Origin of the sequence: Prauserella marina, assembly GCF_002240355.1 — a bacterium.
Classification (GTDB): Bacteria; Actinomycetota; Actinomycetes; order Mycobacteriales; family Pseudonocardiaceae; genus Prauserella_A; species Prauserella_A marina.
In genome coordinates this window covers 150,472-174,250 of sequence record NZ_CP016353.1, presented here as the reverse complement: position 1 = coordinate 174,250, position 23,779 = coordinate 150,472, and the positions used below count along the sequence as shown (strand labels likewise).

Here is a 23,779-nt window from a genome sequence, read left to right as displayed (position 1 = left end):
GTGCGCGGAGGCTCCTGTGCGGGCTGTGACCGAGCCTTTTCCCGATCCGGCGTTCGCCTGCCGGAGCGCGGGCCTCAGCCCTTGCCGTTGACCCCTTCGTCTCCCGAGTCCGGTTTCTCGCCCGCGTCACCCGCACGGCTGCTGCCGTTGAGTCTGGGCAGCACCTCGTCGGCGACGGTCTCCAGCACCGACTCCCTTCCGTGGTACGGCTCTCCCCCACGCGGCCAGTGCGCGACGATGTCGGTGAAGCCCAGTTCGGCGGCCCTTCCCACCGCGTCGGTGAACGCCTCGACGCTGGAAAGCGAGAAGACAGGGCCCGCGTCGAGACTCAGGTACCTGTCGATGGTGGCCGGATCGCGGCCCTCGGCGAGCAACGCGTCGTCGAAGCCTGCCGAAAGCTCACGCACCGCCCGCCACCAGTCCTCCTGGCTCTCGCTCGGCTTACCGGTGGTGACCCAGCCGTCGCCCTGCCGCGCGGCGAGCCGCATCGTGCGTTTTCCGTTGGCGGCGATGAGGAACGGTGGACGAGGCCGCCGCACGGGGCCCGGCAAGTTGCGGGCGCCCTTGACGGTGTAATTCGGGCCTTCGTGGTCGAACTCGTCGGTCCGCAGCAGTCCGTCGAGCGTGTCGACGAACTCGATGAACCGGTCGGTCCTCACCTTGGGGCTGAGATCTTCGCCTTCGAAGACGTTCACGTCGTAGCCGACGCCGCCCGCGCCGACACCGACGATGAGCCGCCCGTCGGCGAGGTCGTCGATCGTGATCAGTTCCCGCATGAACGGAAGCGGATGCCGGAAGTTCGGGGAAGCCACATAGGTACCGAGCCGGATACGGGACGTGACCATGGCTGCCGCGCTCAGTGTCGGCACCGCGCCGAACCACGGCCCGTCGACCAGCGTGCGCCAGCCGAGGTGGTCGTAGGTCCAGGCGTGGTCGAAGCCGTATTCCTCGGCCGCCCGCCACTTCGGTTCGGCTGCCCACCACCGGTCCTCGGGCAGGATCACAATGCCAACACGCACGGCGCCACACGCTAGCGGGATCATGGCCCGTCGCGCAGCCTGGTGGCTCCGAACGTGGCGGTGGGGTACGACACGCCGACCTGCCAGTCCCGCTCTGGAAAACTGGAGGGGTGGAAAAACCCCGGCTCATCGCTTCCGACGTGGATGGAACCCTGCTGTCGTCTGTCACCAGCTTGAGTGATCGCACCGTCGGGGTCGTGGGGAGGGCCGTCGGCGACGGGGTGCCTTTCGTGCTGGTCAGCGGCCGTCCGCCGAGGTGGATCCCGCAGGTCGCCGAGCAGGCTGGGCTCACCGGCTACGCCGTGTGCGCCAACGGCGCCGTGCTCTACGACATCTCGGCCGACCGCGTGGTCGACGTCCACGGCCTGCTCGACCCCGTCCTGCTGAACGACGTCGCCGACGCGGTGTCCTTCGCCATCCCCGGTTGCCGGCTCGCCGCCGAGCGGGTCGGCACGCACGCGATCGACCGCGACCTGAAGAACTTCGTCATCGAAACCGACTACTACAACCCGTGGGGCGACGGCGAGGGCTCGGTCGTGCCGCGCGCCGAGGTACTGGGGCACGCGGCGGTGAAACTGCTGGTCAGTCACCAGTCGATGACGTCGGACGAGATGGCGGAGGCGGCGAGGGCGGTACTGCGCGACTCGGTGGACATCACGTTCTCCTCCGGCGGGGGGCTCATCGAGCTGGCCGCGCCGGGAGTCACCAAGGCCACCGGACTCGCCGAGGTCGCGCAGCGGTTCACCCTCGGAGCCGAGGGGATCATCGCCTTCGGGGACATGCCGAACGACCTCGACATGCTGCGCTGGGCCGGGCACGGCGTCGCCGTCGCCAACGCGCATCCCACGCTGCTGGAGGCCGCCGACGAGATCACAGGGCCCAACTCCGAGGACGGGGTCGCCCAGGTACTCGAACGCTGGTTCTGACGCCGCTCAGGCGCAGGGCTGGTACTCGAAACGGGGATCGGAGCCGAGCCGCTCGATGAGGCTGTCCGCCTGCGGACGGCGCAGCGAGAGGGCCACCCACTGCTCGGTACCGAGCCTGCGGAACGTCGCGACCTCGTAGAGCCCCGCGTACGCCGGGCTGATGCCGCATCGCTTGCGGGATTCGTAGCCGTCCGCCGCGCCGACGATCACATTCGGTATTCGCTGGACCACGACGTAGTGATCGACGTCGGCTTCCCCTGCCTTGCCCGTTCGCCCGATGTATTCGTCGGTGCGCCCGTCGAGGTCGACCACCGTAAGACCGGGGCCCGCCCGGTAGGCGAATGCCCCACCCGCGTGGCTGCCGACGACGGTTCCCGCCGGCAGCGCGCCGCCGAGCCAATCGCCCAGTTCGCCGAGTTCGTCACCGACGACGGCCCACTGCCGCACGGTGGGGAGGACGTCGTGCTGGGTGACCCCCGCGAGCAGGGAAAGCCCCGAGACAGCGACGGCGATGAGCGGGACGGCTCTTCCGCCGACCGGATCACGAGGCCGCGGTCTCGGCGACGGCCTGTTCGCGGCCTGCCCGGAAATGCCGTAAGCGGCCGTCACGGCGACCGCGATCAACGGCGGCACCGGAGCGAGCAGCCGCCAGCCTGGCAGCGACTCACCTCCCGCGAACAGGACCGCCCCTGTCTGGACGGCAGCGAGTGCGAGCAGCAGCCACACGAGCGACCTTGCCTTGGCGGCAGGCGAGCCCTCGGCGTGGCGGTTCGTGAGCAGGTAGCCGACGGTCAGTACGGCGAGCAGTACCAGCGCGAGGTAGCCGGACGCGAACCCCGCGACGTAGTCCCAGCCCGCGGCCAGCCGCTTTCCGGTCTCGGTCCGCCCCGCCAGCTCGACGGCGTTGGACACGAGGTGGCCGTAGTAGGTCACCCTCCACACCATCCACGGGACGAGCAGAACGGCGGCTCCGAGCGCGTAGCCGAGCGGTGCCCATCCCGTCGCAGAGCGGCGCAGCGCGGCGAGCAACAACCACAACAGGACGGCCAGCGCCACGAAGGCGCCCTCGGGACGGGTCATGACGGCGAACGCGGCAAGCACGCCCGCGACGACCGGCCGGTCCGCGGTGAGCGCGACGCACACGGAAAGGACCAGCAGCACGAACAGCGAGGTCTCGACGCCGGAAGCGCCGTAGACGGCGAGCGAGGAGACGCCGGCGGTGAGTACCGCCGCCACGACGCCGAGCGCGGGCGCCGCGCGACCGCCCCGTATCGCGACGATCCTGTTGACCAGCACGTTCGCCGCGTACACCGAACCCAGCGCGCACAGCACGCCGATGACGCACGAACCGACGACGATGGTGGTCTCGTCCCCGCCGAACGCGGCTCTCGTCAGCGCGACGAGCACGAGCCACAAGAAGCTCGAATACCCCTCGACCCGTTCACCCGGATTGAAGACCGGCCCGTAGCCGTCGGCGACGTTGCTCGCGTACCGGAAGGTGAGGTAAGCCTCGTCGGCAACCGTGGCGAAGACGAGCTGGTGGGCGAGCGAGAAGAGCATCGTCAGCCCGAGCGCGGCCCTTCGCCATGACCTTCGGCTTTCGATGCGGTCCCAGGCGCCGACGACGAACACGGCGAGTACGAACCACGCACCTGCCGCGGCGAGCTCCACCCAGCACCCCCGTACCCGAGTCGATTCACCAAACTAACGCATCGCCGAACCCGCCAGGCACGGGCAGGTACCCAGCGGAGCGGCCCGGCCTTTGAATGTCCACAACAGACGAACGTGGAGCGGCATTCGTGTCCACTGTGGTCAACGCGGCGAAGGAGTCGCGGTCACAACTCTCTTTCCAGCACCGGATAATTGATCTTTCCGCTGCCCAGCAGCGGTACCGTCTCGACTGGACGCACGTCGAAGCCGCTCGAATGAAGATGTGTCCGGTCCGCGAGCACGTCGGAGACGACCTTGCAGGTCGCCGGATCAGCCCCCTGCACGAACAGCGCCACCTTGTCACCGGCGGGAACTGCCGCGACGACGTCGACACCGGCGACGGCCGCTCGCGCCGCGTGTTCGAGGTCGTCGAGGTTGACCCTGTTGCCGAACACCGTGCCGATGCGTTTGAGCCGTCCCGTGATGAACAGGTAGCCGTCCTCGTCGAGATAGCCGAGGTCGCCCGTCGACAGCACGCCTCCGGTCGTGTCGCCCAGCGCGAGGTGCGCGCGCTCGGTCGCGTAACCCATCATCACGTTGGGTCCCCGGTAGACGACCTCGCCGACGATCTTGGGATGCGTGGTCTCTTCCCCGTCTTCCCTGCGCACGGAGAACGACCCCCCTGCCAATGCGACACCGGCAGAGCCGAGCTTGTCGGACAGCCGCTCGGAGGGAACCGTCGCCATTCTCGGGCCCGCCTCGGTTTGCCCGTACATCACGAACATGCGCCCGCCTGCCACGCGCATCGCGTCGTGGAATTCGGCAACCAGTTCGGTGCGCAGCTTTCCGCCCGCTTGGGTCAACGTGCGCAGGCTTGGGTATTCGTGCGGATCGAACGGCATTCGGTGCAGCAACTCGTAATGGTGCGGGACACCGGCGAGCGACGTGACCTCGTGTTCCGCGATCGCCTCCCAGAAACCCTTGCCGAGAATGCCCGACGGCTCGACGACCACGGTCGCACCGCGCACGAGGTGGGAGTTCAGCACGGAGAGCCCGAAACTGTAGTGCGGCGGCAGGCTGGTCGGCGCGACGTCCCCGGCGTGGATGCCGAGGGCCTCCGCGATGGCGACCGCGTTGTCCAGCAACGCTTTTCTCGACAACCTGACGAGCCGGGGATCGCCGGTGGAACCACTCGTGGCCAGCAGCACCGCGAGGTCGGAGTGCGGTTCGACCTTCGTCGCTTCCTCGCGCACCCAGCCGCACCCGCTCGCCGCGTAGCCGGGTGGTGGCGCGTGCGGCGAACCGAGTACCGCCGAGGGCTCGAACCGGTGGACGAGCCGGTGCAGAACACTCTCCTCAAGGGCGGGGTCGAGTAGCGCGACCGCTCTTTCCGCCTCGAAGGCGGCCAGATAGTTCACGATCCCTTCGAGTTCGGCTCCCACTCTCACGAAGAGCACACCCTCGGGTAGCGCGGACAGCCGCTGTGCCGTGCGCCGTACCTCGGTGACAAGTTCCTCACCGCACAGCGTCCGCCTTCCCACGACATCGACGAGTCGAGCTCCATCGCCAAGCAGCGAGGTCATGCCAACAGCCCCCGATCGAAAAACGGAAACCGGAACGCACTTTCGCGTTCCGGCCTCCACCGCACGGCCTGCTCAGTACGAGGCGTTTCCGTCGCCTCGCGCCCACCATTCAGTCATGTCCCGTGGGGGTAGCGCTACCACGTGTTCCGGTTCCGGCGTCCCGACCAGGCACATCACGCCACAATTCCCGAGAATCTCGCACATTTGCTCCCGCATTGTGGACAGATTGTGGACAGGACACCGAAAACGACGCATGAAGTAGACCGATCCGGCGTAAGCACAGGTAAAACCCGGTTACCGCACCGGGATTCCGTTATCGGCACAGGCGCGGTCGGGTGAATCCGATCAGCCACGAGAATTCATTCAAGGGTGTCGGCGCAACAAGCTGGTTTCATGGCCGGGCGGCTCGCCGTCCCGGCTCGACGGACACAGCCGATGCCCTCGGCGTCCCCGGAAGAAGGAAGAACACCCGCATGATCCCGTTGACCGTCGTCGACGCCTGCGCCGAGCCGCGACACATCGAGGTTCCCTTTACCGAACCACCAGCGGGAACGACCGAGGTCGAACGATTCGAGAACGCCTTCGCCCAGCTGACGGGTACCCGGCTCGCGATGGCGACGAGCAGTCCTGCCGCGGCAAGGGAGATCGCGCTGGACGCGCTCGGCCTCACCGCCCGCGACGAGGTGGTGACCTCGCCTTTCTGTTCCACCGCAACGCTCGACGCGATCGTGCGGTCCGGCGCGAGGGTGCGGTTCGCCGACGTGTGCGACGACGACTTCGGCATCGACCCCGACGCGGTCGCCGCCGCGCTGGGGCCACGCACGAGGGCGATCGTCGCCGTTCATCTCTTCGGTCAGCCAGCCGACCTCGGCAAGCTCACCGCACTCGCGGCGGAGTACGACCTGCGGGTCGTAGAGGACGCCGCGCAGGCACTTGGCGCGGCCTGCGAGGGAAGGCAGGCCGGTTCCTACGAGATCGGCTGCTTCTCACTGCGCGGCACGGCGAGCCCGTGCGGGGTCGTCACGTTCGCCGACGACGTCCCCTGCGCCCCCCGGCCGAGCGCGGAGCACGGCATCACGGAGCAGCGCGCGGCCTCGGCTTTCGCGCGACTCGCGCGGTTGCCCTCGGCCATCGCGAGCAGGGCGCGCAACGCGCGCGCACTCGGCGAAGGTCTCGCCGGGACACCGGGACTTCGGGTGCCTCTCGAACTGCGGGGCCGCGACCACGTATGGCACCAGTACACCGTGCGGGTCGGACCGCACGCCATGTTGTCGAGGGACGAACTGGCGGTAGCGCTCGCCGCCCGAGGCGTCGGAACCGGCGTCTACTACCCCAGGCTCGTCTTCGACGCCGACGGCTACCGCGAGCACCCCGCACTGGGTTCACCGGCGGTCGAGGAGTTTCCTTTCGCGGCCCGGCTTACCGAGGAAGTGCTGTCACTTCCCGTGCACGAGGCACTCACGGCGAGCCAGCTCGATTTCGTCGTCGACGCCGTCAGAGAGGAACTTGGCGCATGAAGCATCGCGTCGCGCTCGTCGATGCTGATCGCGCGGTCGCGTCCTCCAGCGTGGGGTGAGCGCGGCGGGCCGATGACAGTGACCGGATAATCCCCGTATGCGCTTCGGCATCCTCGGCCCGCTCGACGTGCGGGGACCCGACGATGCCGAGGTGTCCGTCGGCGGCCCGACGGTGCGCACCTTGCTCGCGTTGCTGCTGATGGACGCCGGAAAAGTCATCTCAGCGGACCGGCTGGTCGACGGCATCTACGGCGCGAGCCCGCCACACGGAGCCGCCAACGCGCTGCAATCGCAGGTCTCGCGGCTGAGGCGGGCGTTGCCGGATCTCGTCGAACACCGGCGGGGCGGTTACCTGCTCGCCGTAGCCGAAGGCGACATCGACGCCGGAGCCTTCGAGCAGTTGCTTACGCGGGGCAAGGCCGCGCTCGACGCGGGAGACACCGGCGTCGCGGCGACCACGCTGCGAACAGGGCTCGCCCTGTGGCGAGGCGCCGTCGCCGCTGAGGTGCCGGAACCGGAAGCGGCGAGGCTCACCGAGCTGTGGTGCACGGCCGTCGAGTACCGGATCGCCGCCGACCTCGCGGAGGGCCAACTCGGTGGGCTGGTCGGCGAGCTGCGAAAACTCGTCGCCGAATATCCGTTGCGCGAAGGCTTCCACGCCCAGCTCGTCACCGCTCTTCGCCTCGAAGGCCGAGTCGCCGAAGCGCTATCGGCCTTCGATGCCGCAAGACGGCTGCTGGTGGACCAGCTCGGCACGGAGCCGTCGGCGCCGCTGCGAGAGGCCCACCTCGCGGCGCTGCGCACGGACGTCGGCACCGCGCCGACGACCCACCTTCCGAAGCAGCTCACCCGGTTCGTCGGCCGCGAAGCCGAACTCGGCGGGCTCGACGCGGCACTGTCCGCCGAACGCCTCGTCACTCTCACCGGACCTGGCGGGACAGGAAAGACGAGGCTCGCGATCGAGGCGGCTTTCCGGCAACGCGGTGAGGTGTTCTTCGCGGAGTTGGCCGCCGTGCCGCAACACGGCTCTGCCGACGAGGTCGCGAGCGCGGTGCTCGACGCGCTCGGCGTGCGCGAGGGCATCCTCAGCGCGCGAAGAGCGGGCGCGCGGCAGGCACCGCTCGACCGGCTGGTGAACGCGATCGCGGACAGGCGGCTACTGCTCGTGCTCGACAACTGCGAGCACGTCGTCGCTTCGGTCGCCACGCTCGCGGCGCGTCTTCTCGCCAGGTGCGCCTCGGTCACGTTGCTCACGACCAGCAGGGAAGCACTCGGCATCACGGGCGAAACACTCCTTCCGGTACCCCAGCTCGCGGTTCCTCCCCTTGCCGCCGACGCCGAAGAGGCAGCGCGGTACGCGGCGGTCACCCTCTTCGTGGAGCGGGCGGCGGCCGTACTGCCCGGATTCCGGCTGACCAGCGACAACGCCACCGCACTCAGCCGGATCTGCGGTGCGCTCGACGGACTGCCGCTCGCCATCGAACTCGCGGCGGCGCGAACCCGGTCACTGCCGATCGACGAGCTGGCAGCGAGGCTCGACGACCGGTTCGCTTTGTTGTCGAGGGGCAGCAGGACGGCGCCCGAGCGGCACCGCACGCTGCGCTCGGTCGTCGAGTGGAGCTGGGAGCTGCTGGAGGAGCGCGAACGTGAGCTGGCCATGGCAATGGCGGTGTTCGTCGGCGGCGCGAGCCTTGCCGATCTCACCCCGGTCGGCGCGCTGCTGCCGCGAGTAAAGGACGCGTCCGTACCCGAGGTACTCGCGGATCTCGTCGACAAGTCGATCGTCGAGCTGACCGCGGACGGCCGGTACCGGATGCTGGAGACGATCAGGGCCTTCGCGCTCGAACGGCTCGCCGAGACCGGTTCGGCCGACCGGCTGCGCCGTGGTCACGCCGAGCGCTTCCTCGCGCTCGCGGAGCAGGCCGCGCCCTATCTTCGCGGCGGAGACCAGCTCGAATGGCTCGGCAGGCTCGACGCCGAACTCGACAACCTGCAATCGGCGCTCGACTGGGCTCGCGAGACCGATCAGCGGCTCGCCCTTCGCCTCGTCGCGACGCTGCTGCCCTACTGGTGGCTGACCGGGCGACGCGGGGAGGGCGCGGAGCACACGACCCGGCTGCTCGCGACGCTGCCGCGAGGAGGACCGGAAGGGCTGGCCGAGGAATACACGATGTGTGTCCTGTCGACGTCCTACGGCGGCAATCTCAACGAACTCGGCAACCCCGACGGGCCTGTCATCGCGGACCATCTGGCCGCCGTCGACGAGATCGCCGACCGCATCGCGGCTCCGCCGAAGTACCCGTTCCTCCTTCTGCTGTGGGGAGCGGCCAACGGGATACCGAGGGGCGCCGTCACCGACTCGCTGTTGCTGCGCCACGACACGGTGCCGCTGCGGGCGCCGTGGACCATCGCGCTGCGTCACCTCGGAAGGGCACTGGTCGCGCTGTACGGCGGCAAGGTCGCGGTTGCCGAAACCGAACTCGCCGAGTCGCTACGGCGATTCCGCGAGCTCGGCGACCGCTGGGGCTGTTCGCTCGCTCTGGTCGAACTCGGCAGGATCGCGGGCTGGCGCGGTGATCATCAGCGCTGCGTCTCGCTCATGAACGAAGCCATCGAACTGACAGAGCAGCTCGCGGCTTCCGAGGACCTCGCCGAGATTCTGTGCGTGAAGGCGACGGCCCTGCGTCACGCCGGCGAGCGAGCCGCCGCGATGACCGGCTACCGCAGGGCGGCCGGGATCGCGGAGAGGTCGGGGACGATGGACGTCTTCGCACTCGCACATCACGGGCTCGCGGAGCTGGCGAGGCAGCGGGGTGACCTGCCGGAAGCCGAACGTGAATGCGAGCTGGCGCTGACCAGGTGCCCAGCCGGTCACTTCTCCTTCGACGGCGTGCGCGACCAGGTGAGGATCACGGCGGGCCGTATCGCGGCGGCAAGGGGCGAGTCCCGGCTGGCCGCCGAGTCCTTCAGCGGCGTCATCAGCTCGGCTGTCGGCAGATCGGATCTGCCGGGCGCCGGTGGCGCGGTGGAAGCCCTCGCGGGGCTTGTCGTCGCTGCCGACCCCCGGCTCGCGGCGACCTTGCTCGGTGCGGCGACCGCGCTACGAGGGCTCGCGGTCGCCGGTGACGCCGACGTCGAGCGAGTCGAGGGGCAGGCGCGCGCCGCGCTCGGTTCCTCCGGCTACCTCGCCGCGCACGCCACCGGCGCCGCGATGAGCCATCCCGCCGCGCTCGAACTCGCCGAAGCAGGCATCCGCACCGCACTGAAATCCGGTTAGATGCGTATTTCCGCCGTCCGTCGCGAAGATCATCACTAGCATGAGTGACCATGGAGAACGCCGACTCCGCGAGAAAATCAACGCGGCATAAGACTCCATGGCATCTCTGGGCCGCCGGGATCGCGATGCTCGCGCTTTACCTTGCCGGTGCTCGGGACTACCTCAGCCTTCTCGAACCGAACGTCGACTACATCCACTCCCAAGGGTGGGGCGATGACGCGATCGCCTACTTCACCGACTACCCGCTGGTCATCAAGATCATCTGGACGATCAACGTCGTCGCCGGCCTCATCGCGCCGGTATTGCTGTTCTTCCGGTCGCGGCTCGCGGTCGCGGTGGCACTAACCGCCATCAGTGCCCAAGTAGTGCTGATGCTGATCACGTTCGCGTTCCTGGACAGGTGGGCCGCTCTCGGTGCGTTCACGAACCTCTGGGACGTCGGCATCGCGCTGCTGACGCTCGCCTTCTGGTGGTACTGCCGCACCATGCTGAAGCGATCCGTCCTGACCTGACCTCGGTTTCAGCGCTTCCCCGGCACCGTCAGCGCTCGTCAGCGCTTGGTGCGAGAACGGTCAGCGACCGGCTTCACGGTGGGGATCATGAACGACATCCTCACCGGGACCGGTGATCACCGATGACCGGGACCGCTGGAAGGCGGGAGTGGGCAGGACTCGCCGTGCTGCTGCTGCCGTGCCTGCTCGTCGCCATGGACATGTCCGTGCTGTTCTTCGCGTTGCCGTTCCTGAGTGCCGATCTTGAGCCCACGAGCACGCAGCAACTCTGGATCGCCGACGTGTACGGCTTCCTGCTCGCCGGTCTGCTGATCACCATGGGCTCGATCGGTGACCGCATCGGGAGGCGGCGCCTGCTGCTCATCGGCGCGGGCGTCTTCGGGGCGGCATCGATACTCACCGCATACGCCCCGAGCGCGGAGTGGCTGATCGTCGCACGCGCGCTGCTGGGTATCGGCGGCGCGACGCTGGCACCGAGCACGCTGTCGTTGATCAGGAACATGTTCCACGACGCGAAGCAACGCACACTCGCCATCTCGCTGTGGACGGCGGGATTCGCCGGTGGTGCCGCGCTCGGCCCTATCGTCGGCGGCCTGTTGCTCGAACATTTCTGGTGGGGCTCGGTCTTCCTCATCAACGTGCCCGCGATGGTGCTGTTGCTCGTACTCGGCCCGATCCTGCTGCCTGAGCACGTCAATCCGAACCCCGGCCGGTTCGACGTACTCAGCGCCGTTCTGTCGCTCGCGGCGGTACTTCCGGTGATCAACGGCATCAAGCAGTTCGCGGAGTCGGGTGTCTCACTCGCGCCTGTCGTGTCCATTGTGGCCGGTGTGCTCGTCGGAGTGCTTTTCGTACTGAGGCAACGCACACTCAGCCATCCCATGATCGACCTCGGGCTGTTCGGCCAACGCGAATTCGGTGCTGCCATCGGAATCTGCGTGCTCGCGCTGTTCGCCGTCATGGGACTCAGCTTCGCCTCGGCGCAGTACCTGCAACTCGTGCTCGGCATGCGCCCGTTCACCGCGGCACTGTGGTCCGCACCGACGTTCGTCGGCATGGCCATCGGTACGACGATGGCCGCTTTGCTCGCGCGGCGGGTACGGCCGGGGTTCCTCGTCGCGGGAGGCATGGTGATCGCGGCGGCCGGTTTCGGGCTCATCACCGGAATCGACGTCGACGGCGGGCTCCCGTTGCTCGTCGCCGGAAGTACCGCGATCGCGGTGGGCGTCGGCTCCGCGATCGCGCTTGCCACGGATCTCGTCGTCGCCAGCGCACCGCCGGAACGGGCAGGCGCGGCCTCGGCGATTTCCGAGACGGGGACCGAGTTCGGCGGCGCGCTCGGCATGGCCGTGCTCGGCAGCATCGGGGTCGCCGTCTACCGGTCGGGGCTGGAAGACACGCTCCCCGACGGCGTTCCCGACGCGGCGGCGAGCGCGGCGAGCGACACCCTCGGCGGCGCGATGGCCGTCGCGGAAGGACTTCCGGCCCCACTCGGCGGACAACTGGCCGACGCGGCGGCGACGGCCTACGTTTCCGGGCTGCACGTCACGGTGCTTGTCGGCGCTGTCGTGCTCACCTGCGTCAGCGTCGGCGCCGCACTGTTGCTGAGGAGAATTCCGGCGAGCGGGGACAGCGAAAAGATGGTCGAACCGGCGTAGGCTGCGCCGGGTGGGTCGAGTGATCGTCATCGGTGGCGGGATCATCGGGCTGGCCGTCGCGGCCGAGCTGAGCACACGAGGCTCGGCCGTCACCGTGCTGGAAAAGGAAAACCGCTGGGCAGCGCACCAGACCGGACACAATTCCGGAGTCGTGCACGCGGGTCTCTACTACAAGCCAGGCTCGTTCAAGGCTCGCATGTCGGTGGAGGGCAACCGATCGATCGTCCGCTTCGCCAAGGACAACGGCGTCGCCGTCGACGTGTGCGGCAAGTTGGTCGTCGCGACGTCGGAGAGCGAGTTGCCAGCGCTCGGCGTGCTGGCCGAGCGTGCGGAGGCCAACGGGGTTCCCGCACGGCTCATCGGCAAGGAGGAGGCTCGCGAGTACGAGCCGGAGGTGTCGTGTGTGCGGGCGCTGCGGGTCGAGTCGACCGGCGTCATCGACTTTCCAGGGGTGTGTTCCGCACTGGTCTCGCGGCTGACCGAGGCCGGTGCGTCGCTCCGGCTCGGCACACCAGCGCTCGGCATCCGCACCGGCGCGAACGGCGGCGTCGAGGTCGCCACCGGTTCCGAGGTGCTGAAGGCGGACGTGCTGGTCAACTGCGCCGGACTGCACTCCGACCGGGTGGCGAGGCTGGCCGGGCTCACTCCCCGGGCTCGTATCGTGCCGTTTCGAGGCGAGTACTTCGAGCTGAAGCCGCACCGCAGGCACCTGGTGCGCGGCCTGATCTATCCGGTACCCGATCCGACGCTGCCGTTTCTCGGCGTGCACCTGACGAGGATGCTCGACGGCAGCGTGCACGCCGGTCCCAACGCCGTCCTCGCACTACGCCGTGAGGGCTACCGCTGGCGGGACGTCTCGGCCTCCGACCTCGCCGAGGTCGCGCTCTTCCCTGGCACGTGGCGCCTCGCGGGGAAATACGCCTTCCCCGTCGGCTACGAGGAAATCCGTCGTTCGCTTTCGGTCAGCCGGTTCGCGGCAAGCCTGCGGCGACTGGTGCCCGCCGTCGGGGACGACGACATCGTCAGACACGGTTCGGGCGTCAGGGCACAGGCCATGTCGCCGGACGGCTCGCTTGTCGACGATTTCCTCATCGAGACCGCGCCGCGCCAGGTACACGTGCTCAACGCTCCGTCTCCGGCCGCGACGAGCGCGCTTGAGATCGCGAAGTACGTCGCGGGAGCGGTGACTACAGTTCGGTGAACGGCTTGGCGTAGCCGAATTCGCCCCGCAGCCCGCTGTCGTAGGAGGAAAGCGGCCTGGCCTGGAAGTGGTCGCCCCAGCTCGGGTCTGGCGCGGTGATACCGAGTCCCGATGCCGGAACGAACCCGAATCTCGGGTAGTAGCCGGTGTGCCCGAGCAGCACGACGAGCTGTTCGCCGAGCGCGTCGGCCGCACCGAGGACGGCGTGCATCAACGCGCTGCCGACGCCTTGCGACTGGCCGCGCTCGACGACGCCGAGCGGACCAAGGCCGAGAGCCGGCCTTCCGGCCACGGTGCCCCTCGTGCACACGACGTGCCCGCACACGGTCTGGTCGCCGGGGTCGAGCGCGACGAGCGAAAGCTCGGGCAACCAGCCGACGTCCGCGCGCAGCGCGTCGACGAGCCCTGCTTCGACGGGCTCGGTTCCCTCTGAATTGGCGAAAGCCGAGCGATGCACGTCTCTGATGGCGTCGACATCGGCGGCGGTTTCCCTGCGGATCAGCACGCGCCAACCCTGCCCTTCGGCAGTGAAGGCGACAACCGAATTTACGGCTGCGGCAGGTTGGCCGTCACCAGCGGAATCGCTTCCTTGACCTTGTCGCACGCCTTCTTCGGGTCGTCGAGATTGCCGCTCGCGAGCTTGACCGACGAGGTCTCCGTGAAGGTCATCGTCGCCTGGCAGTTGGGCTCGATACCGCCGGTGTGCGGAGTGATGTTCCAGGTGAAGTCGCCGGCCTTCACCTGCTCGGTCGCCTCGTCCGCATACGGCCATTCGCTCTCCGGCAGATCGCCCGCGTTGAGGTCGAGCGCCTTGATCCCGCCTTCGCCGTCGGTGTCGTCCCACTGGCAGCCGGGAGGAATGTCGCTCTCGGGAAGACCTTCGAGTGGTTCGGGCGCGCCGCTGAAACCGAGCTGCTCGGCTTCTTTCGGAGCGAGGAACGTGCAGGCGTCGGCGGTGGCGAGCGAACTCGGCTCCGGTTCCTCGGTCGTGGGAGGCGGCGGCGCCTGCTCACCACCGGGAAGGTGCGACGCGACGTAGGGCGCCACCTCCTTCGCGACGTCGCACGCCTTGCTCTCGTCACCGAAGTCGCTCGTGACCAGGACGACGAACGAGCCGTTGTCCAGCTCCGTCGCGAGGAAGCAGACGGAGTCACCGCCGAGCGCATCCTCGTAGCGACCCCAGTCGAGGCCACCGAACTCCAGCGTTTCCACCGGCTCGTCGCCGTTGAAGTACTCGGCCATCGTGAACTCGATCTCGTAGCCCACGCTGGGCGTCGAACGATCGTCGTTCGGGTCGGCTCGGGCCCAATCGCAGTTCGGCGGCATGAGCTGTGCCGGATCGCCTGCGGTGAACTCGCCTTCCGCCACGAGTCCCAGACCGGTCGCCTCCTCGGGGCTCAGCAGGGCACACGGCTCGCCGGGCGGCGCCTCGTTCGAGGGTGGCTCCTGCTCCGCGACGGGTACGGCCGAGCCGCCGACCATGCTCGTGCACGCGGAAAGTCCCGCCGTCACCAGCAAGACCAGCAGCAAGCCAACGGCTGACGAGGTCCGCTTGGTGCAGGCCACCTCTGTTCCCCCCAGTACGTGTCGCCGTCCCGTATTGCCGGTGCCAGCGTAGTGCTCTCGTCAGGGCACCGGTGCTACTCGGAATGATCCGCGCAGCGCTACCGGTCCGTGGGCACCAGCACTTCCCTGCCGCCGAGGAACGGCCGCATGGCCTCCGGTACGCGCACCGATCCGTCCGCGAGCTGGTGGTTTTCGAGGATGGCTACGATCCAGCGCGTCGTAGCAAGCGTGCCGTTGAGCGTGGCCGAGGTCTGTGGCCGCCCGTTCTCGTCGCGGTAGCGGACGCCGAGCCTGCGCGCCTGGTAGGTCGTGCAGTTCGACGTCGAGGTCAGCTCGCGGTATGCCTGCTGGGTCGGGATCCACGCCTCGCAGTCGAACTTGCGGGCGGCGCTGGTGCCGAGGTCGCCTGCCGCCGTGTCGATGACGCGGTAGGGCACGTCGATCTTGGTGAGCATGTCCTCTTCCCAGCCGAGCAGCCGCTGGTGTTCGTCCTCGGCATCCTCCGGCTTGCAGAACACGAACATCTCGACCTTGTCGAACTGGTGCACCCTGATGATGCCGCGTGTGTCCTTGCCGTAGGAGCCCGCCTCGCGGCGGAAGCACGAGGACCAGCCCGCGTAGCGCAGGGCGCCCTTGCCGAGGTCGAGGATCTCGTCGGAGTGGTATCCGGCAAGCGGCACCTCCGAGGTGCCGACGAGGTAGAGGTCGTCGTCGGCGAGGTGGTAGACCTCCGAGGAGTGCGCGCCGAGGAAACCGGTGCCCGCCATGATCTCCGGCCGCACGAGCACTGGAGGAATCATGAGCTGGAAGCCGCGTTCGGCCGCCTGCATCGCGGCCATGTTCAGCAGCCCGAGCTGGAGCTGGGCACCGACTCCGGTCAGGAAGTAGAAGCGGGCGCCGGAGACCTTGGCGCCACGCTCCATGTCGATGGCGCCGATTCCCTCGCCGAGTTCGAGGTGGTCGCGCGGGGTGAAGTCGAATTCCCTCGGCGTGCCGACGTGCTTGAGCACGGTGTAGTCGTCCTCGCCGCCCGCGGGGGCGGCGGGGTGCACGACGTTGGGCAGCAACCGGTGCAGTTCGTCGAACTCGTCGCTCGCGCGGGACTGCTCGGCTTCGGCCGTCTTGACCTTGGCCGCGAGGTCCTTGCCCTCGGCGAGCAGCGCTTCGCGCTCGTCACCGCCTGCCTTGCCGATGCGCTTGCCGAGTTGCTTCTGTTCGGCACGCAGCTTGTCGGCACTGGCGATGGAGGACCTGCGCTGAGCGTCGAGGGACAGCAGTTTGTCGACGACGCCCTCGTCTTCACCTCGGGCGCGCTGCGAAGCGCGCACGACGTCCGGGTCTTCGCGCAGAGTCCTGGGGTCAATCACGGTACCGAGGGTAGTCGGAACCTATCTGCAACTCATCGGTTGCACCAACTAGCTTTCTTGTGCAACCATGGAGTTGCAGATCAATCCGTCACGAAGGAGCCAGCCATGCACTCCGACCCATCCGGCAGCACCGACCGCATCGAAAAGGACATCGTCATCAATGCCACGAGGGAGCGCGTGTGGAGCACGCTCGTCACCTTCTTCTGGGTCGACGAAGGCAACCTCGGCACGATCGACCCCAAAGCAGGCGACCGCTTCGTCGCGCACAGCGCGAAGGAAGGCAGCTTCCCCATCACGATCGAGAAGGCCGATCACCCCAGCTTGCTCAGCTATCGCTGGGCCAGCGCGCAGGAAGGCGCCGAACCCGGCGAAGGCAACTCGACGCTCGTCGAGTTCACCCTCACCGAGCGGCAGGACGGCAGCACCCTGCTCCACGTCGTCGAATCCGGATTCGCCTCGCTGCCTTCCGCGATGGCCGAGCGCGCCGTCTCGGACAACACGTACGGCTGGGAGGAACAGCTCGACGCGCTGAAGAAGTCGGTAGAGGGATGACCACCTCGCCAGAGCACTCCTCGGTCGACGCGGTTCTCGGCGCGCTCGCCGACCCGACGCGAAGGGCGCTGCTCGACGCGCTCGTCGCGAGAGGGGAAGCCAGCGCCTCGGCACTCGCGGCCGACCTCCCGGTCTCTCGCCAAGCCATCGTCAAACACCTCGGCCTGCTCGGCGAGGCTGGGCTGGTGTCGTCGGACAGGGTGGGCCGAGAGGTCCGTTACCGCCCCCGCTCCGACACGCTCGACGCGACGGCGCATTGGATGAGCGCGCTCGCGAGCGAGTGGGAAAACCGCCTCGCCGCGATCAAGCGCGCGGCCGAAAAGGACTGAGCGCGGGGTCAGCGCGAACGAACGAAATCGGCGACGACGCGTGCCAGCTCCTCGCCGGCGTCCTCTTGCAGGAAATGCCCTGCATCGGCGATGTCGGTGTGCGCCCTTCCCGCCGCACCGGGGACGGCGTCGGCGAGGAGCGGCTTCATGGCGGCGGTGATCGGGTCGCTGTCCCCGAAGGCGCACAGGAACGGAATGTCGAGTTGCCGCAGCGTCTGCCACGCCGCCTTGTTCGCCGCGCTCGCGGGGTCGTTCGCGCTGGTCGGGACGAGCCCCGGCATCGCGCGAGGCCCCGCCTTGTACATCTCGTTGGGAAACGGCGCGTCGTAGGCGACCCGCTCCGCTTCGGACAGCTTCCTCGTGCGGCAGCCGGACTGCACGAAGCGGGCGACGTCGAGAACGGGCGCCTTCTGCACGGCGTCGTGGAAGGCCCACCATGCGGCAGGCATGCCTTCCTCGCCGGTGGGCAGGCCCGTGTTGGCCGCGACGACACCGGCGAAGCGATCGGGGTGCTCCGCGACGAGCCGAAGGCCGATCAACCCACCCCAGTCCTGGCCGACCAGGGTGACGTCACGAAGATCGAGCGCGTCGAAAGCGAACGCCCTCATCCACTCGACGTGCTGGGCGTAGCTGTGGTCGCCGACCTCGACCGGCTTGTCGGATCTGCCGAACCCGACGAGGTCGGGAGCGATGGCCCTGATACCCGCTTCGGCCAGTACCGGCAGCATGCTCCGGTAGAGGAACGACCAAGTCGGCTCGCCGTGCAACAGAAGCACGACGGGACCGTCGGCGGGCCCTGCCTCCACATAGCCGACCCTGACGATCCCGGAAAGCGGATTGTCGAGGTCGGCGTAGAGGTCGGGGAAATCGAAGTCGGGAAGGTCGGCGAAGCGGTCGTCTGGAGTCCGTAGTAGCCGCACGCCTCAACCGTACTGTTCAGGAGATGGCGACTGCTACCACCAGACCGAGAGCGACGTGGGCCGACGCGACGACGAAGCTGGCCGGGGCGAACTTCTCGCTCTCGATGGTGGAGCGCACGTCGATGCGGGTGACGAATTCGAGCAATCGCACCGCGACGACCTGCGCGATGATGCCGATCAGGCCGTAGACCAGCGAAAGGATCAGGCCCTCCGCGAGATCACTCGACGAGGACCAGATGGCGACGACGATGATGAACGCCATCGAGAGCATCCCGGAAGCCGTGATGATGACCGCGTTCGGAAGCCCTGACCTCACCAGCTCGGACAGTTTGCCCGGCGTCGTGAAATCGATCGCATAGAAGCCGATGAACATCAGGACGAGGCCGACGATCGCGTACAGCAGGATGGCGCCGATCCCTCGCGCGAGGTCGGAGCCGAAGGTGTCGGACAGTGCAACGAGCACGGGGGGTCTCCAGGGTTAGCTCGGTCGTTTCGCGTGGTCTATCACGATTCAGGGATGCGGTGGGGAACGAACGCGGCACCGTCGTCGGTGACGAGCCCCGCCGTCTCCCTGATGCCGAGCCCTGCCGAATCGTCGCCGACGATCCAGGCGCCCAGCGCGGGACGGTAACCGTCGAACTCGGGCAGCGGATCGAACGCCTGGTAGACGTAGCCTTCCGCACCGTAGACACCGCTGGTCTCGGTCTCGTAGCCGGTCGCGACGATCTGCACGTTTGCGCCCTCCCTGCCCAGCTTCGGCTTGCGCACGTACTCGGTGAGCAGGCCGGGCTGGTCGTTGAAGGCGGGAAGCAGATTCGGGTGGCCGGGGTAGTTCTCCCACAGCACGGCGAGGATCGCCTTGTTGGAGAGCAGCATCTTCCACAGCGGCTCGACCCACAGGGTCTGCGGAATGGATTCGGCGGCGTACTTGCCGAACTCCTCCTCGATGACCCATTCCCACGGGTACATCTTCATGACGGTGTTCATCGGCGCTTCCTCAAGATCGACGAAGCGCTTGAGCAGCGGATCCCAGCCGATCTCCTCGATGGCGAGGCCGACGGTGTCGAGACCGGCCTCGGCAGCCGTCTCCTGCAGGTAGGACGTCGTGATGTGGTCCTCGCCGCTCGCGTCGGCGCTCGACCACGTGAAGTGCACCTCCGGCGAGGGCAGGTCGACTCCGAGCGCCTGCCACCGCTCCACGAGCCGCTCGTGGATGGAGTTCCACTGGTCGTCGTCGGGAAAGACGGTGGTCTTCCAATGCCACTGGAGCACGGCGGCCTCCAGCAGTGACGTCGGCGTGTCCGCGTTGTACTCAAGCAGCTTCGCTGGGCTCCTGCCGTCGTAACGCAGATCGAAGCGCCCGTACACGTGCGGATCCCTGCGCTTCCACGACTCCGCGATGTGCGGCCACACCCATTCCGGAAGGCCGAACTCCGCGTAGCGCTCGGTCAGCACGACGTGGTCGACGGCTTCGAGGCACATCGAGTGCAGCAACTCGACGTCGGCCTCGACGGAGAGCACGTCCTCCATCTCCAGCACGTAGTGCACCGACTCGTCCCAGTAGGGGCGCGACTGCCCAGTGCCATACCGGGCGGGTGTACCGAAGATCAGCCCTTGTTCCTCGACGATCCGTTTCCAGTCGCGCCGTGGCGCGCTGGATTCCCTGTGCACCTACGAGCCTCCGCTCTTACCGAAGCTGCCGCCGCTGATGCCGAACCCACCACGCTGCACGGTCTTGCCCGACTTGGTGCTGATGTTGGCGTTGGCAGGCTTGCTGTACGAACCGCCGGAGACGGTACTGCCCACCGCGCCCGTCCCACCGTAGTTGTACCGGTACTGTTGGTAACCGCCGCCGACGATCGGCAGGAACACGAAACCGCCAGACGTATAGCCGCCCTGGCTCGCGACGTAATCCTCGTCGCAGTAGTCGTCGTTCTCCACGACGGTGCCGTTGGCATCGGTGCACACGGCTGTCACCTCGTCGGGAGTCGCCACCAGGTACCACCCGGCGACCAGACCGACCAGACCGACGGTGACACCGCTGCCGATGAACACCTTGCGCCGCGTTCCGGCCTTGCGGTCGGCGTCGGCCCTCGCCTGTTCCTCGGCGGCCTCACGTTCCTTCTCTTCGAGCAGCGCCCTGCGCCGGGCGCGTTGCTCGGCGAGCGTCGGCTCCCTCGGCTTCGTACTCTCCGCGTCCTGAAACCGCATCGAGCCGCGCTTGCGAGGTTGCTGTTCCTCGTTCTGTTCCTCGTTGGAGGAGCTTTCGTCCGTCATCGAGCACTCCGTTACCGCGGGCTGGCGCCCCTTCACCCTATCGACTCCTGGGGCGCGGCCAGTCACGAACAGGCATCATGGACCGCGATGCCCGACGAGTCCGACCAGCTTTCGCCGAACAGACGAGCACTGCGAACCCGCGTGCTCATGGTCGGCGTATTCATCGGCGCCATCGTCGCGATGTCGTTGAGCTGGGTCTTTTCCTGGGGTTTTACCAGCGAAACCGAACTCGCACAGCAGGCGGCCCAGCAAACGCAGGAGAAGAAGCGAGAAGCGTTCAGTTCGCCACCGGGGAGCTGCCTCACCTGGACCGCGGCGGACGCGAGCGACGTACGGACCGTCTCCTGCGAGGAGGAGCACCTGTTCGAGGTCGTCGGTGTGGCCGATATCTCCGACAAATTTCCGAAGGGAGCCCGCTCACCCGACGACGAAACGTGGCGGGAACTGTCGGAGGAACGGTGCGGAACGAGCGCCGAGGAATACCTCGACAAGCCGCTCGACCCGTTCGGCAAGCTCACCGTCGGCGTGCTGCGCCCCGATGCCGAGCAGTGGAGGGAAGGCGACCGCAAGCTGCACTGCGGCATACAGCGGGTCGCGCCGGGCGGCGAACTACAGCCGCTCGAAGGCAAGGCCGCCGACGAGAACCAGTCCGACGTGTGGGAGGAGGGCACCTGCCTCGCGCTCGACGGCAAGACCGTCGGCGATCCGGTCTCCTGCTCCGAAGAGCATTCCTACGAGATCATCGGGCTGGTGGACCTCACGAAGGAATTCGAGGAGTACCCCTCCACCGACGACCAGACGGCGTGGCTGGACACGGAGTGCTCCCGCATCGCCGAGAAGTACACGGGCGGGGCCGACCTCAGGGACAAGGGCTTGATCCTGACCTGGGACCTACGGGAACAAGAGAGCTGGGACGCCGGGTCGACGCTGGTCAACTGCAAGGTGGCCGCGAAGCTGGAGGACGACTCGGGGCTCGCGCCCGTGCGCGGCAGCATCGGCAAGGAAGAGAAGCCGCCCGAGTCCGAAGCACCGAAGGAGTCGGAGGGCAATTCGGAGGGCAATTCCGGTGGCCAGGAGCCGGGCGGCCAGGAGCAGGGTGAGCCTTCCGAAGCGAACGGTGGCTGAAACGATGCCGGTGGACATGAGCCTGTCCCGCTTCGAGGAGCTGGTCAGCGAGGCGCTCGACGCCGTACCGCCCGCGTTCGCGCAGGCCATGGACAATGTCGTGGTGCTCGTCGAGGAACACAACGAAGAGGAACCGGACATCCTCGGCCTTTATCACGGGATCGCGCTCACCGAGCGCGGCCACGACTACGGTGGCGTCCTGCCCGACCGGATCTCCATCTACCGGCAGCCGATCCTCGGCATGTGCGACACCGAGGAACAGGTGGTCGAAGAAGTACTGATCACCGTCGTACACGAGATCGCGCACCACTTCGGCATCGACGACGCGAAACTGCACGAACTCGGCTGGGGATGAGACCGATCAGGGTGCGGCCGAGAAGCCTTTCCCCTCGCGGGCGCTGATGCGTGACAGATCCTCCCGCGGCCTGAACTGGCTGCTCGGCTCCAGCGCGGTGACCAACCTCGGGGACGGCATCGGCAAGGTCGCCTTCCCGCTGCTGGCCACAACGGTCACCCGCGATCCCTTGCTCATCGCGGGGTTGTCCGCGGCGCAGTTCGTGCCGTGGCTGTTGTTCGCCGTGCTCGCGGGCGCGCTGCTCGACAGGATCGACCGGCGCAAGGCCATCGTGTACGCCAACCTCGCCCGTGCGGCGGCGGTCGGCGCCATGGCCACGCTCGTGCTGCTCGACGCGGTGTCGATCTGGGCGGTGTACGCCGCCGCGTTGCTGGTGGGCGCCGCGGAGACGGTCGCCGACAGCGCGGCCAACGTGCTGATCCCCTCCGTCGTCGGTGAAAGGGGCAAGCTGGCAGGCGCCAACAGCAAGCTCCAGGCCACGGAAATCCTCGGGCAGACTTTCCTCGGCGGGCCAATCGGCAGCCTGACGTTCGCGTTGTTCGCCGCGATGCCGTTCCTGCTGAACTCGTTCGCTTTCGCAATCGGCGCCGCGCTGATGATGGCCGTTGCGGGGAGCTTCCGGCCGAAACCCTCCTCGGCGCAGCGCTCGCTGAAAGCCGACCTCGGCGAAGGCTTGCGCTGGTTGAGGGGCAACAGCCTGCTGCTGCGCCTCGTGCTCATCGCCGGCTTGTTCAGCCTGGTGACCGAGTTCGCTCAAGCCCAGCTCGTGCTGTACGCGCTGGAAGACCTCGGCCTCGAACCGGCGGCGTTCGGCGTCTTCGCCTTCGTCGGTGGCATCGGCGGGCTCGCGGGCGCGGCCATCGCGCCGAGGCTGCTCGGCCGCCTCGGCCGTAGAGCCGTCCTGGTCAGCGGAATCGTGACGGCCGCGATCGGTTTCGGCGGCATGGGCCTTTCAGGCGACCCCGTGCTGTCCTCGGTGTTGTTCGGTCTGTTCGCGGGCGCCGTCGTCGTGGTCAACGTGATGCTCGCGACCGCGCGGCACGAACTGGTCCCCGGCGAACTGCTCGGCAGGGTGCTCGGGGTGTGGCGAACGATCGTGTGGGGTGCCATCCCGGTCGGCGCGCTGCTCGGCGGCGTGCTCACCGACCTGCTCGGCAGCCCCAGCACGACCTTCGCCATCTCGGGCGGGCTACTGCTCGCCCTTGCGGCCGTCGCGCTCGTGAGCTTCCGGCCGTCCAGTCCTACTTGATGGTGCTCACGGTGAGCTGGTTGCCTGGCAGGTCACCCGTGTCGCACCCGGTGCCGGGCGCTTCGACGAACATCGCCTGCGTTTCCTGCGGCGGATAGACGCGAAGCCCCCTCACCTCGGTCGGGTTGCATGCCGAGGCGTCGTAGTTTTGTACCTGCACGAACCCGACGTCGGCTGAGGCGACGTCGCCGGGGTTGAGCGTGATCGCGGGCCCCTTCGCACCATTGCGTTCCGCGGCGGGGCCGACCTGGCGTCCTTCGTCGCCGGTCACGTAGGAAACGCCGGGAAAGCCCTGGATCACGCATGGTGCGCCGCCCGCGTTGGTGAACTGGAGCGGCCGGTATTGGGTTCCGGCCGCCGCGTCGCCATGGCCGAGCGAGAGCCGCAGCTCCGAGGAGGTGCACAACGCGGCGTGCCCCGCCTTGTTCCGCACCGAAGCCGGACTGTTAGGTGCCGTGGTCTGCGGATCCTGCGTATTCGCTGTCGCCGGTGGTGTCGTGTCGTGGGGGACGGACGATGTCGGTGGCGCCGAGAGTGTCCGCGCCTCGCCGCCGGTGGCCCCGCCGCCCTGGCCGCATGCGGTCAGGGCCAATGCCAGTGCCGCCGCTCCGACCACGACCGTCGCTGTCTTCGAGACGTTAACGCGCATGATGGTCATCACTCGCCTCCCTGTGCTGGGTGACTACCCACAGGACG

22 protein-coding genes are annotated in these 23,779 nt (G+C 68.1%); 11 read left to right on the top strand and 11 right to left on the bottom strand.

What is annotated here, in order from left to right; genetic code table 11:
- Positions 1–74: 74 nt before the first annotated feature.
- Positions 75–1,019, bottom strand: a complete 945-nt coding sequence (locus BAY61_RS00840; protein WP_245865637.1) for an LLM class flavin-dependent oxidoreductase — start codon at positions 1,017–1,019, stop codon at positions 75–77.
- Positions 1,020–1,129: 110 nt separating this feature from the next.
- On the opposite strand from BAY61_RS00840, the gene BAY61_RS00835 reads away from it, so the two are divergent.
- Entirely contained in the window at positions 1,130–1,945 is an 816-nt protein-coding gene (locus BAY61_RS00835) for an HAD family hydrolase (RefSeq protein ID WP_091801226.1), read from the top strand.
- Positions 1,946–1,951: 6 nt separating this feature from the next.
- Here the strand turns inward: BAY61_RS00835 and BAY61_RS00830 are convergent, their stop codons facing one another.
- Positions 1,952–3,616, bottom strand: coding sequence for a glycosyltransferase family protein (locus BAY61_RS00830; protein ID WP_091801223.1), 1,665 nt, complete (start codon positions 3,614–3,616; stop codon positions 1,952–1,954).
- Between the two features lie 164 nt (positions 3,617–3,780).
- Entirely contained in the window at positions 3,781–5,178 is a 1,398-nt protein-coding gene (locus BAY61_RS00825; protein ID WP_091801219.1) for an AMP-binding protein, read from the bottom strand.
- Positions 5,179–5,651: 473 nt separating this feature from the next.
- On the opposite strand from BAY61_RS00825, the gene BAY61_RS00820 reads away from it, so the two are divergent.
- From BAY61_RS00820 to lhgO, 5 genes are all read left to right on the top strand, one after another.
- Complete coding sequence (locus BAY61_RS00820) at positions 5,652–6,695, top strand: DegT/DnrJ/EryC1/StrS family aminotransferase (RefSeq protein ID WP_091801216.1); 1,044 nt, start codon at positions 5,652–5,654, stop codon at positions 6,693–6,695.
- A gap of 97 nt (positions 6,696–6,792) precedes the next feature.
- Positions 6,793–9,972 carry an AfsR/SARP family transcriptional regulator gene (locus BAY61_RS00815; RefSeq protein WP_091801213.1) on the top strand — a complete coding sequence of 1,060 codons (3,180 nt, stop codon included), beginning with the start codon at positions 6,793–6,795 and terminating at the stop codon, positions 9,970–9,972.
- Positions 9,973–10,022: 50 nt separating this feature from the next.
- Positions 10,023–10,484, top strand: a complete 462-nt coding sequence (locus tag BAY61_RS00810; RefSeq protein ID WP_091801210.1) for a hypothetical protein — start codon at positions 10,023–10,025, stop codon at positions 10,482–10,484.
- Positions 10,485–10,606: 122 nt separating this feature from the next.
- Complete coding sequence (locus tag BAY61_RS00805) at positions 10,607–12,142, top strand: MFS transporter (protein ID WP_091801207.1); 1,536 nt, start codon at positions 10,607–10,609, stop codon at positions 12,140–12,142.
- A 10-nt stretch (positions 12,143–12,152) separates the two neighbouring features.
- Complete coding sequence (gene lhgO / locus BAY61_RS00800; protein WP_091801204.1) at positions 12,153–13,343, top strand: L-2-hydroxyglutarate oxidase; 1,191 nt, start codon at positions 12,153–12,155, stop codon at positions 13,341–13,343.
- Here lhgO and BAY61_RS00795 read toward each other — a convergent pair.
- The 3 genes from BAY61_RS00795 to serS all read right to left on the bottom strand — a co-directional run bounded on the left by BAY61_RS00795 (position 13,330) and on the right by serS (position 16,276).
- Positions 13,330–13,848, bottom strand: a complete 519-nt coding sequence (locus BAY61_RS00795; protein ID WP_091801202.1) for a GNAT family N-acetyltransferase — start codon at positions 13,846–13,848, stop codon at positions 13,330–13,332. The genes lhgO and BAY61_RS00795 overlap by 14 nt on opposite strands.
- Before the next feature lie 41 nt (positions 13,849–13,889).
- Positions 13,890–14,909 carry a DUF3558 family protein gene (locus tag BAY61_RS00790; RefSeq protein WP_091801198.1) on the bottom strand — a complete coding sequence of 340 codons (1,020 nt, stop codon included), beginning with the start codon at positions 14,907–14,909 and terminating at the stop codon, positions 13,890–13,892.
- Between the two features lie 98 nt (positions 14,910–15,007).
- A complete protein-coding gene (serS, locus tag BAY61_RS00785) occupies positions 15,008–16,276 on the bottom strand; it encodes a serine--tRNA ligase (protein ID WP_091801195.1) in 1,269 nt (422 codons plus the stop codon).
- A 105-nt stretch (positions 16,277–16,381) separates the two neighbouring features.
- Here serS and BAY61_RS00780 point away from each other — a divergent pair, with 105 nt between their 5' ends.
- Positions 16,382–16,828, top strand: a complete 447-nt coding sequence (locus tag BAY61_RS00780; RefSeq protein WP_091801192.1) for an SRPBCC domain-containing protein — start codon at positions 16,382–16,384, stop codon at positions 16,826–16,828.
- Positions 16,825–17,157, top strand: coding sequence for an ArsR/SmtB family transcription factor (locus BAY61_RS00775; protein ID WP_091801189.1), 333 nt, complete (start codon positions 16,825–16,827; stop codon positions 17,155–17,157). The genes BAY61_RS00780 and BAY61_RS00775 overlap by 4 nt, the downstream gene beginning before the upstream one ends.
- An 8-nt stretch (positions 17,158–17,165) precedes the next feature.
- Here the strand turns inward: BAY61_RS00775 and BAY61_RS00770 are convergent, their stop codons facing one another.
- From BAY61_RS00770 to BAY61_RS00755, 4 genes are read right to left on the bottom strand one after another with little or no spacing between them, the layout of a single operon-like run.
- Positions 17,166–18,077 (bottom strand): haloalkane dehalogenase, encoded by a 912-nt coding sequence (locus BAY61_RS00770; RefSeq protein WP_091801186.1) that lies wholly within the window; start codon positions 18,075–18,077, stop codon positions 17,166–17,168.
- Positions 18,078–18,093: 16 nt separating this feature from the next.
- Entirely contained in the window at positions 18,094–18,540 is a 447-nt protein-coding gene (locus tag BAY61_RS00765) for a DUF350 domain-containing protein (RefSeq protein WP_091801184.1), read from the bottom strand.
- Between the two features lie 41 nt (positions 18,541–18,581).
- Entirely contained in the window at positions 18,582–19,748 is a 1,167-nt protein-coding gene (locus BAY61_RS00760) for a glutathionylspermidine synthase family protein (RefSeq protein ID WP_091801181.1), read from the bottom strand.
- Positions 19,749–20,354: a hypothetical protein gene (locus BAY61_RS00755; RefSeq protein ID WP_091801178.1), complete on the bottom strand. Its 606-nt coding sequence runs from the start codon at positions 20,352–20,354 to the stop codon at positions 19,749–19,751.
- Positions 20,355–20,441: 87 nt separating this feature from the next.
- Here BAY61_RS00755 and BAY61_RS00750 point away from each other — a divergent pair, with 87 nt between their 5' ends.
- From BAY61_RS00750 to BAY61_RS00740, 3 genes are read left to right on the top strand one after another with little or no spacing between them, the layout of a single operon-like run.
- The gene (locus tag BAY61_RS00750) at positions 20,442–21,479 is read left to right on the top strand and encodes a septum formation family protein (RefSeq protein ID WP_091801175.1); all 1,038 of its coding nucleotides are present in this window, start codon (positions 20,442–20,444) and stop codon (positions 21,477–21,479) included.
- Between the two features lie 4 nt (positions 21,480–21,483).
- Positions 21,484–21,834, top strand: coding sequence for a metallopeptidase family protein (locus BAY61_RS00745; RefSeq protein WP_091802424.1), 351 nt, complete (start codon positions 21,484–21,486; stop codon positions 21,832–21,834).
- Positions 21,835–21,880: 46 nt separating this feature from the next.
- Complete coding sequence (locus tag BAY61_RS00740) at positions 21,881–23,083, top strand: MFS transporter (protein WP_091801172.1); 1,203 nt, start codon at positions 21,881–21,883, stop codon at positions 23,081–23,083.
- On the opposite strand, the gene BAY61_RS00735 is transcribed toward BAY61_RS00740, so the two are convergent.
- Positions 23,076–23,741 (bottom strand): DUF4232 domain-containing protein, encoded by a 666-nt coding sequence (locus BAY61_RS00735; RefSeq protein WP_338061457.1) that lies wholly within the window; start codon positions 23,739–23,741, stop codon positions 23,076–23,078. The genes BAY61_RS00740 and BAY61_RS00735 overlap by 8 nt on opposite strands.
- Positions 23,742–23,779: the final 38 nt, after the last annotated feature.